General features: G+C 73.3%; 8 protein-coding genes. 2 read left to right on the top strand and 6 right to left on the bottom strand.

Annotated features, from left to right (window positions below):
* Positions 1 to 291 precede the first annotated feature (291 nt).
* From C1I95_RS28100 to C1I95_RS28120, 5 genes are all read right to left on the bottom strand, one after another.
* Positions 292 to 3,489, bottom strand: coding sequence for a UvrD-helicase domain-containing protein (locus C1I95_RS28100; RefSeq protein WP_111218281.1), 3,198 nt, complete (start codon positions 3,487 to 3,489; stop codon positions 292 to 294).
* Positions 3,490 to 3,550: 61 nt separating this feature from the next.
* Positions 3,551 to 4,837, bottom strand: a complete 1,287-nt coding sequence (locus C1I95_RS28105; protein WP_111218283.1) for a metallophosphoesterase — start codon at positions 4,835 to 4,837, stop codon at positions 3,551 to 3,553.
* A 16-nt stretch (positions 4,838 to 4,853) separates the two neighbouring features.
* Positions 4,854 to 5,102: a MoaD/ThiS family protein gene (locus tag C1I95_RS28110; RefSeq protein WP_111218285.1), complete on the bottom strand. Its 249-nt coding sequence runs from the start codon at positions 5,100 to 5,102 to the stop codon at positions 4,854 to 4,856.
* 2 nt (positions 5,103 to 5,104) lie between these two features.
* Positions 5,105 to 6,118, bottom strand: a complete 1,014-nt coding sequence (moaA, locus tag C1I95_RS28115; protein WP_111218287.1) for a GTP 3',8-cyclase MoaA — start codon at positions 6,116 to 6,118, stop codon at positions 5,105 to 5,107.
* The gene (locus tag C1I95_RS28120; protein WP_111218289.1) at positions 6,115 to 7,029 is read right to left on the bottom strand and encodes a fructosamine kinase family protein; all 915 of its coding nucleotides are present in this window, start codon (positions 7,027 to 7,029) and stop codon (positions 6,115 to 6,117) included. Before C1I95_RS28120 ends, moaA begins: the two co-directional genes overlap by 4 nt.
* Before the next feature lie 205 nt (positions 7,030 to 7,234).
* Here C1I95_RS28120 and C1I95_RS28125 point away from each other — a divergent pair, with 205 nt between their 5' ends.
* The gene (locus C1I95_RS28125) at positions 7,235 to 8,272 is read left to right on the top strand and encodes a DUF4192 domain-containing protein (RefSeq protein WP_111218291.1); all 1,038 of its coding nucleotides are present in this window, start codon (positions 7,235 to 7,237) and stop codon (positions 8,270 to 8,272) included.
* 125 nt (positions 8,273 to 8,397) lie between these two features.
* Positions 8,398 to 9,108 (top strand): GAP family protein, encoded by a 711-nt coding sequence (locus tag C1I95_RS28130; protein ID WP_111218293.1) that lies wholly within the window; start codon positions 8,398 to 8,400, stop codon positions 9,106 to 9,108.
* A 26-nt stretch (positions 9,109 to 9,134) separates the two neighbouring features.
* Here the strand turns inward: C1I95_RS28130 and fdhD are convergent.
* Positions 9,135 to 9,981: formate dehydrogenase accessory sulfurtransferase FdhD (gene fdhD, locus C1I95_RS28135; protein WP_233513936.1), on the bottom strand; the 847-nt coding region annotated here is incomplete at its 5' end.

Raw genomic sequence — 9,981 nt, forward strand, 5'->3', positions numbered from 1 at the left:
GGTTGGGGTCGGGCTGGCCACGGCCGTGCGCCTCGCCGGGCCCAGGCTCGCGCCATGGCTGCGGATCGCCGCCCGGTGGTCCGTAGTTCGCCATGCACGCCCTCCTGCGCTGATGGGTGGGAGGCCGGCGGTCACCGTCGGGGCCGCCGTCGCCCACGCCACCGTAGCGTGTACGCCAGCGGCGCTCGGCCCCGAAAACGGCCGGGTCAGCTATCCGGCAGGCCGCATCTCACCCCGGCATCTTCCGGCGTGGATGGCGTCGCGTTCGGCTGGCGATCGAGCGGCCAGCCGTCAGATGAGCCGTAGTTGACGGTCCTTCGGCCGGCGGGGCCCGGCGCTGTCGCCGAGACGTTCGAAGAGGCCGGGGTCGATCACGTCGAGGAACGGTGACGGACGGCAGTCGCGCTCCGACCCGTGCCGGACCCGGCGGGCGGCGTGGCTGACGTAGAGCCGGTCCTGTGCGCGGGTCAGGCCGACGAAGAACAGCCGTCGTTCCTCGGCGACGGCGTCGTCGTCCGGCGTCGAACCGGGCCAGCGCAGCGGCAGCAGCCCGTCCTCGGCGCCGATCAGGAAGACCACCGGGAACTCCAAGCCCTTGGCGGCGTGCAGGGTCAACAGGGTGACCGCCTCGGCGCGCGGGTCGAGCGCGTCCACCTCGGCACCGGTGGCGAGCTGGGACAGGAACATCTCCAGGTCGTCGCCGCACCGGCGGGCCAGTGGCGTCAGCAGGTCGACCGCGGTCCGGACGTCCTCCGGGCGTACCCCGCCGGAACCGTCGAGGGTGGGGGTGGCGAACCGCTCGGCGAGCAGTTGGCCGGCGAGGCGTACCCGGGCCGGCAGGGCGCCGTCGAGGCCCGAGGCGTGCCGCAGCTCGCGGGCGATGGCCATCACGCCGGGGCGGTCCCGCAGCCGGTCGTGCGACCGTTTCTGCACCGGGATGTTGGCCCGGGACAGGGCGTCCACGATCGGGGCGGCCTGCGAGTCGGTCCGGTAGAGCACGGCGATGTCCGAGAAGGACAGTGTGGTGGACCGGCCGTCGATCCGGCCGGAATCCAGCGACCGGTGGGAGAGGCCGCCGACCAGTTCGTCGACCGTGCGTACCACGAAATCGGCCTCGTCGGCGACGGAGGCCGCGGCGTGCCGACCGACCAGCGGGGCCTCCGGGTCGAGCCGGGCCGGGTCCAACCGGCGGCCCCGGACCAGCGAGGACGGCGCGATGGCCTGCACCGCGGCGGCGAGGATAGGTGCCGAGGAACGGTAGTTACGGTTGAGCCGGACCAGCCGGGCGTCGGTGAAGTCCTGCGAGAAGCGCAGGAAGTATCCGACGTCGGCCCCCCGGAACGAGTAGATGGCCTGGTCCGGGTCGCCGATCGCACACAGGTTGCCGTCGGCCGGGCATAGCAGCCGCAGCAGCTCGTACTGCACCGCGTCGACGTCCTGGTACTCGTCGACGAAGATCCACCGCCAGCGGCTCCGGTACCGCTCGACCAGCTCGCGGTCGTCCCGCAGCAGTGCGACCGGCAGGGTGAGCAACTCGTCCAGGTCGACCATGCCCTGCTTGCGCAGCAGTGCGGAATAACCGGCCTCGTCGTCGCCGGCCTCGGCCCGGGCCGCCGCCCGCTCGGCGTCGTCGGCGATCCGGAAGTCGTTCGGCAGGCCGGCGGCCTCGGCGTTGTCGCGCAGGATGGCGAGCCCGAGCGAGTGGAAGGTGCCCACGGTGACGTCCTCGGCGACCGGGCCGAGCAGGCCGTCGAGGCGGTGCCGCAACTCCTCGGCGGCCCGCCGGGTGAAGGTGATCGCCAGACAATGCTCGGGGAAGACGTTCAGCTCCGCGCAGAGGTACGCGATCCGGTGGGTCAGCGTACGGGTCTTGCCAGTGCCCGGTCCGGCGACGATAAGTAGCGGACCACCGGGGGCCGAAGCGGCCACCCGCTGCATCGCGTCGAGCCGGTCGAGCAGGCCGGTGCCGACCTCCTCCATCCCGGCGAGCATCGGCTCGAACGGCTCGTGCGGGGAGGGCGGCGGCGCGATCGGCGGTGCCGGGGGTGTCGACTTGCGCTTCGGCTCGGCCTTCGCCGCCGGCCGCTTCGCCTTCTCGTCCGGCCTGGCCGCCGGCTCCGTGGGCCGCCGCTGCGCGGGCACCGGTACGTCGAAGAGCGTCTCCTGCCCGGCCGCCGCCCCGGCACTGCCCAGCTCGGCCGGGTCGAAGAGGGTGATCACGCCGTACTCGCCGTCGTAGCCGGGCACCCGGCGGACCTCGCCGCGGCGCAGCCGGCCGATGCCCTCGGCGAGCAGTTCCCCGCCGACCCGGCCGATCTCGTCGAGCGGGGCGCGGGTCAGGATCTCCAGCTCGGGACCGAGCGCGGCGACCAGCTCGGTGAGCTTCCCCTCGACCTTCTTCGACCGCGGGCCCACCTTGTTGATCTCACCGAGGATCTCGGCGAGTTGGATCAGGTGGGTGACCGTCGGGGCGTGCTCCGGCCGGTACCCCTCAGGTCGGTCGGCCAGGTCCTCCACCCGGCTCAGTACGCCCACCGTCAACGGCTTGCCGCACTCCGGGCAGCGCCCGCCGGCCTCCCGGGTGCGCTCGGGCGCCCAGTTCACCCCGCACAGGCGGTGGCCGTCCGCGTGGTACTTGCCCTCCTCGGGGAAGAACTCGATCGTGCCCGCCAGCCCGTCGCCGGTACGCAGCGCCTCTCGGATGCCGAAGTAGTCCCGGGCCGAGGCGAAGACCGTGGCCTCGCGGGCCAAGGCGGGCGGCGAGTGCGCGTCGGAGTTGGAGACCAGCCGGTAGCCGTCCAGGCTGCCGACCCGCCAGTTCATCTCCGGGTCGGAGGAGAGCCCGGTCTCCACCGCGAAGACGTGCTCGGCCAGGTCGGCGTAGCAGTCGGCGATCGCGTCGAAGCCGGACTTCGAGCCCAACGCGGAGAACCACGGGGTCCAGATGTGCGCCGGGACGAGGTAGCCGTCCGGGCTCGCCTCCAGGGTGATCTCCAGCAGGTCGCGGGAGTCCAGGCCGAGGATCGGTCGGCCGTCCGAGCCGAGGTTGCCGATCCGGCCCAGCGCGGTGTTGAACCGGGCCACCGCGTCCAGGTCGGGCAGGTAGATCAGGTGGTGGACCTTGCGGGTCCGGTCGTCCCGCTTGTAGATCGTGGAGATCTCCACGCTCAGCATGAACCGGACCGGGTCGCTCTCCGCCGCGCTGGACAGCCGGGGCGGCAGTCGGCGGGCGATGTCCCGCTCCGCCTCCGGAGCCAGTCGGTACAGGCCGGGCTCGGCCGGATGCAGCGTCTCGCGCAGGTGGTCGTACCAGGCGGGGTGGGTGAAGTCGCCGGTGCCGAGCACGGCGATGCCCTTGCGTTTCGCCCACCAGCCGAGGTTCGGCAGGGTCAGGTCACGGCTGCAGGCCCGCGAGTACTTCGAGTGGATGTGCAGGTCCGCGACGAATGGCGGGAGGCCACCGGGGGGTACGGCGCTGAACGGAGGCACGCCGCATCCTGCCACGACCGGCCGCGCCCCCGCGCGTCGCCACGCTCGATGGTGAGGTGCGCTATGCCGAGCGGAGCTCGACAAGGGTGATCTGAGGCTCCGCGCCGACCCGGACCGGCGGCCCCCAGAAGCCGGCGCCGTTGGTGACGTACACCTTCGTCCCGTCCACCTCGCCCAGCCCGGAGACCACCGGCTGTTCGAGCTTGACCAGCAGGTTGAAGGGGACGATCTGACCGCCGTGGGTGTGGCCGGAGAGTTGCAGGTCCACGCCGTACTTCGCGGCTTCCACCGCGGCCACCGGCTGGTGGGCCAGCAGCACCACCGGCCGGGACGGGTCGCGGTCGCCGAGCGCGGCGGCGTAGTCGGCCGGCGCGGACACGCCGGTGCCCGCCGCGCTGACGTCGTTGACCCCGGCCAGGTCGAGTACCCCGCCGCGAGCGGCGATCTCCAGTCGCTTGTTCTGTAGCACCCGGAGCCCGAGCCGGTCGACCTCGGCCACCCACTCCTCGACGCCGGAGTAGTACTCGTGGTTGCCGGTGACGAAGTAGCTGCCGTGGCGGGACCGGAGTCCGCGCAGCGGCGCCGCCGCGTCACCCAGTTCGGCCACCGTACCGTCGACCAGGTCACCGACCACGGCGACGATGTCGGCGTCCAGTCGGTTGATCGCGGCGACGATCCGCTCGGTGTGCGCCCGGCCGGTCAGTGGCCCGATGTGAATGTCGGAGACCGTGGCGATGCGCAGGCCGTCCATGCTGCGGGGCAGCTTCGCCAGCGGGATCTGCACCCGGTCCAGCTGGGGTGGACCCATCGCGGTGCGTACGCCGTAGCCGACCAGCCCGGTCGCGGTGAGCCCGGCGAAGATCGCGGCCCCGCGGGCGAGCAGCAGTCGACGGCCCGGATCGTGGTCCGGCCCGACCGCCCCGGCGGCCGGCGGGTCGGCCGGGCCGCCGGTCGTCGCACCGGGATCCGCCGGCCCGGTGGTCGACGGACCGGGGGCGGGCGGGCTGGCCGGGCCGACCAGGACCGGTTCCGGCGCGGCCACAACCGTCCGGCGGCGCAGCACCAGCCGGGTCACCAGCATCGGGATTTCCAACGCGACCAGCAGCACCAGCAGGTAGAACATCAGCGCGAGCCAGAGGTAGCCCGGCCAGGCCAGCCAGTACATGCCGGCCCGGGTGCCGACCATGGTCGCCGGTACGAGCAGCGCCAGCACCACCGCGGTGACCGTGCCGATCCGCCGCCAGCGCCCCGCCGTGGTGGTGTCCCTGACCAGCCGCTTCCACAGGTAGAGATGGATCAGCCCGGTGATCAGGGCAAGGGTGGTCACGAAGCCGACTACCGCGAACACAGTGGATCGATCCCTCTCAGCCGCCGGCGAAGGGGGGCAGGACGTCGATCGTCGCCCCGGCCGGCAGCGGCTTGTGCCGATCATGACAGGTCACGCCGTCGACCAGAAAACTCGACACCGCGAGTACCGGCACCAACCGTCCGCCGTGCCGCTCGGCCAGGTCGGCCAGCAGCTCGTTCAGCGACCGGCCGGCGGAGGTGGTCTCCTCGGCCCGGCCCGCGGCGGCCCGCGCCCCGGCGAAGTAGCGGACGGTGACGGTCGGCATGGTCAACCTCCGATGGCCGACATCGGCCGGGCCGGTTGCAGGAAGGTCGGGTCGTCGATGCCGTGCCCGGCCCGCTTGCCCCAGGTCGCGGCCCGCCAGCGCCGAGCCAGCTCCGCGTCGTCGGCCCCGGCCCGCAACGCGCCGCGCAGGTCCGACTCCTCGGTGGCGAACAGGCAGTTGCGGATCTGGCCGTCTGCGGTGAGCCGGGTCCGGTCGCAGTCGCCGCAGAACGGTCGGGTGACCGTGCCGATCACGCCCACCCGAGCCGGGCCGCCGTCGACCAGCCAGGTCTCGGCCGGTGCCGCGCCGCGCTCGGTCGGGTCCGGGCTCAGCGCGTACGCCGTGCGCAGCGCGGTGAGGATCTCAGCCGCGGTGACCATGCTCGCGCGGTCCCAGCCGTGCTGGGCGTCCAGTGGCATCTGCTCGATGAAGCGCAGCTCGTACCCGTGGTCGAGGGCGAAGCGGAGCAGCGCCGGTGCCTCGTCGTCGTTGACCCCGCGCATCAGCACGCTGTTGACCTTGACCGGGGTGAGTCCGGCGGTGGCCGCGCCGGCCAGGCCGGCGAGCACGTCGGGCAGTCGGTCCCGCCGGGTGAGCCGGGCGAAGCGTTCGCGGTGCAGGGTGTCCAGGGAGACGTTCACCCGGTCGAGGCCGGCGGCGCGCAGCGCCGGAGCCATCCGCTCCAGGCCGATGCCGTTGGTGGTAACCGAGAGCCGGGGACGCGGGTCGAGGGCGGCGACGGCCGCCACGATGCCGACAAGACCGGGGCGGATCAGCGGCTCGCCGCCGGTGAACCGCACCTCGGTCACCCCGAGCTGGCGTACCGCGACCCGGATCAGCCGGATCACCTCGTCGTCGGTCAACAACTGCGGACCGCCCAGCCAGGGCAGCCCTTCGGCCGGCATGCAGTACGTGCAGCGCAGGTTGCACTTGTCGGTCAGGGAGACCCGCAGGTCCCGGGCGACACGGCCGTACCGGTCGACGAGGACGCCGCCGGTCGGCGGGGCGACGCTCATCCGTCGACGGTAGCGCGCCCGACTCCGCTCAGTGCGTCCCGAGCGATCCTGCCGACCGAATCGCGGTACGCCCCGCCGAACAGGGCGGTGTGCACCAGCAGCAGATGGAGTTGGTGCAAGGGAACCCGCGCCCGCCAGCCGTCCGTCAGCGGCCAGGTCTCGCGGTAGGCGGCCAGGATCCGGTCCAGGTGTGGTGCCCCGCCGAAGAGCGCGAGCTGCGCGAGGTCGGTCTCCCGGTGCCCGCCGTGCGCGGCCGGGTCGACCAGCCAGACCCGGTCGTCGTCGCCCCAGAGCAGGTTGCCCGGCCAGAGGTCACCGTGGATCCGGGCGGGCGGCTCGTCCCCACCGAACTCGCCGATCCGGGTCACCACCTGCTCGACCAGCGCCGCGTCGGTGCCGCTCAGGGCCCCATTGTCGACCGAGCGGCGCAGGTAGGGCAGCAGCCTGGCCTGAGCGAACCAGTCCGCCCAGGGGCCCGGGTGCGGAGTGTTGTCCGCCGGCAGTGCGCCGATGAAACCCGGCCACCGTGCCCCGAAGGTCGGCGCGCCGGCCCGGTGCAGCCCGGCCAGCTCACGGCCGAAGCCCTCGGCCGCCTTCGGGCCGGCCTCGCCCGGCTGCACCCACTCCAGCGCGAGCAGATCGGGTAGCGCCACCATCACCTCCGGTACGGCGACCGTGCCGGCCTCGCGCAGCCAGCGCAGCCCGGTCGCCTCGGCGGCGAAGAAGCCCTCCGGTACCGGCCGGTCGGCGTGCTCCGGCCAGGTCTTGGCGAACACCGAGTGCCCGTCGTCCAGGGTCAGCCGGGACGCCGCGCAGATGTCACCGCCGGACACCGGCGTCTCCCGGATCCGCTGGTGGGTCAGGAAGGTCGGCAGGTGCTCCGGATGCGCCCGCAGGTACGCCAGATCCATCCCCGCAAGGTATCGCCTGCCGTGCAAGGAAGGGCCCCTTGTTAACACCCGAGCGTCCAGGATCGCGGGATGCGCCGGCTTGCGGCAGGCGGGCAGCGACGTCGTGATCGAGCCTGAGCTGGGGTAATACAGCCGGTAACTGTGGATGAGCTGCGTGTCGTCCACAGGGGCGGCGGTGCCGCCCGCCGGCTCACAGGCTGGCCGTATGAACTCGACCGACCTTCCCCGGCTCACCGTCCGCTCGCCCGCCGACCTCATCGCCGCCGTGCCGTACCTGCTCGGCTTCCATCCGGCCGACAGCATCGTGGTGGTGGCGCTACGCGGCTCGCGGATCGTCTTCGCCGCCCGCTGCGACCTCTTCGACGACTCGGATCCGGGCGAGTCGGCGGCGCACATCGCCGACGTGACCACCCGGCAGGGCGCCGACTCGGCCACCGTGATCGGCTACGGTCCGGCCACCCCGGTGACCTCGGCGGTGGACGCGGTCCGGGCCGCGCTGGCCGACGCCGGGCTCACCGTCCTCGACGCGCTGCGGGTCACCGAGGAGAGGTGGTGGTCGTACCTCTGCGGGGTGCCGGAGTGCTGCCCGCCCGAGGGCACCCCGTACGACCCGAGGGCGAGCACGGTGCCGGCGACAGCCGTCTTCGCCGGCCAGGTCGCGCTGCCCGACCGGGCGGCCCTCGCCGCGCAGGTGGCGCCCGCCGCCACCCCGGCCATGCGGCAGGCCGCCGAGCGGGCGGAGGGGCGGCTCACCGATCTGCTGGCGGAGGCACCCCCGACCGACCTGCTCGGCGGGCGGGCACTGCGGTCGGCCGGCACGGCGGCGCTCCGTGCCGCTCGGCAACGGCACGGGAGCGGCGAGCCCCTGACCGACGACGAGCTGGCCTGGCTGTGCCTGCTGCTGACCCACCTTCCGGTACGCGACCACGCCTGGGAGCGCACCGACGGCCGGGACGAGGACGTGGCGTTCTGGACCGAGGTCATGCGCCGGGCCGAGCCGGAGCTGATCGCCGCGCCCGGCGCACTGCTGGCTTTCGCCGCCTGGCGGGCGGGGCAGGGCGCATTGGCCGCCGTGACGCTGGAGCGGGTGCTGGCCGAGCACTCGGACTACTCGCTCGCCCTGCTCCTGGACGACCTGCTCCGTCGGGGAGTGCCGCCGTCACGCCTCGACGGCTGGCCGGTGACCGGGTCGCCGAAGGCGCTGCGGCGACGCAGGCGCCGCTCCCGGCGGCGCCCGAGATAGGTGAACCGGCGCTACGCCGCCCGGATGTCGGGCCGGGAGAACCATCAGCGCCGATGGCCGGGGTCGCCGGGCACGCGGACGGTGTCGGATAATCACCGCGTGTCCGAACTCTCACCCGGTACGGCATGAGCATCGCACTGCTGCTGTCCCTTGCCGGCCTGGCGCTGGTCGACAGCACCAGCATCGGCACCCTGTTCATTCCCGTCTGGCTGCTGCTCGCCCCGGGCCCGGTGAGCGTCCGGCGGGTGCTGACCTACCTCGGCACCATCGCCGGCTTCTACTTCGCGGTCGGGGTGCTGCTCTATTTCGGCGGCAGCGGGTTGGCCGAGGTGCTGGGCGGAGCGTTGGACAACCGGCCGGTGCTCTGGGGACAACTCGCGCTGGGCATCGGGCTGTTCGTGCTGAGCTTCCGGTACGACGGCAAGCGGGGCGCGGGCACCGGCCGGGTGCTGCGGTGGCGGGACCGGGTGACCGCCGGTGACTCGTCGCAACGCTGGCTGGTCGGGCTGGCGGTGTTCGCCGCGCTGGCCGAGGTGGCGACGATGCTGCCGTACCTCGGTGCCCTGGGTCTGCTCACCACCTCGGGTCTCGGCGTGCCGAACGTGATCGCGCTGCTGGCCGGATACTGCCTGGTCATGGTGTTGCCGGCGGCGCTGCTGCTGGGTGCCCGGGTGGCCTGGCCGAGGCTGGTCGAACCGGTGCTCGCCCGACTCAACGCGTGGATCGTCCGGTCGTCCGGGAGCATGCTCGGCTGGGTCCTGGGCATCGCCGGTTTCCTGGTGGCCCGGGACGCCGCCGTGCGGCTGGAACTGTTCGAGATGCTCGCGAACCGCTGATCGGCAGCGGTCAGCCGGTCAGCCGGTCACCCGGTCACCCGGTGCGCTCCGGTGTAGACGTTCATCGTCCGGCCGCGCAGGAAACCGACCAGGGTCAGCCCCGCCTCGGTGGCCAGGTCGACCGCGAGCGTGCTCGGCGCCGAGACCGCCGCGAGCAGTGGCACACCGGCCATCCACGCCTTCTGGGTCAGCTCGAAGCTGGCCCGGCCGGACACGAGCAGCACGTGCCCGGCCAGCGGCAGTCGTCGCTCGCGTACCGCCCAGCCGATCACCTTGTCCACCGCGTTGTGCCGTCCCACGTCCTCGCGCAGCACCACCAGCTCACCGTCGGCGGTGAACAGTCCTGCCGCGTGCAGTCCGCCGGTGCGGTCGAAGCCCCGCTGCCCGGCCCGCAGCCGCTGCGGCAGCTCGGCCAGCAGCGCCGCCGGCACGGCCAGCGGGTCGTCGGCCACGCCGAAAGGCGACCGGGTACGCACCGCGTCGATGCTCGCCTTGCCGCACACCCCGCAGGAGCTGGTGGTATGAAAGTGCCGGGTGGCGTCGGTGGTCGGTTCCGGCACGCCGGGCGCCAGCGTCACGTCGACCACGTTGTAGGTGTTCGGCGCCTCCGTGCCGGCGCACAGCTGCGCGGTGGAGACGTCGTCCGCCGAGCGGATCAGCCCCTCGGTGAGCAGGAACCCGATGGCCAGGTCCAGGTCGGCGCCGGGAGTCCGCATGGTGACGGCCAGCGGGCGACGTCGGGCCGGCCCGGCGGGACCGACCCGGATCTCCAGCGGCTCCTCCACGGCGAGGGTGTCCGGCCGGTGCACCCAGGTGCGTCCGGCGTCCGTTGCGTCGAGGTCCACGCGGAGCACCCCGCGCCGGTCACTGGCC

The sequence above is a fragment of the Micromonospora craterilacus genome, assembly GCF_003236315.1.
Classification (GTDB): domain Bacteria; phylum Actinomycetota; class Actinomycetes; order Mycobacteriales; family Micromonosporaceae; genus Micromonospora; species Micromonospora craterilacus.

Coding starts and splice junctions, on each gene's coding strand:
- C1I95_RS28130 (WP_111218293.1), top strand. CDS start 8,398: ATGAGCATCGCACTGCTGCTGTCCCTTGCCGGCCTGGCGCTGGTCGAC.
- C1I95_RS28120 (WP_111218289.1), bottom strand. CDS start 7,029: ATGGATCTGGCGTACCTGCGGGCGCATCCGGAGCACCTGCCGACCTTC.
- C1I95_RS28110 (WP_111218285.1), bottom strand. CDS start 5,102: ATGCCGACCGTCACCGTCCGCTACTTCGCCGGGGCGCGGGCCGCCGCG.
- moaA (WP_111218287.1), bottom strand. CDS start 6,118: ATGAGCGTCGCCCCGCCGACCGGCGGCGTCCTCGTCGACCGGTACGGC.
- C1I95_RS28125 (WP_111218291.1), top strand. CDS start 7,235: ATGAACTCGACCGACCTTCCCCGGCTCACCGTCCGCTCGCCCGCCGAC.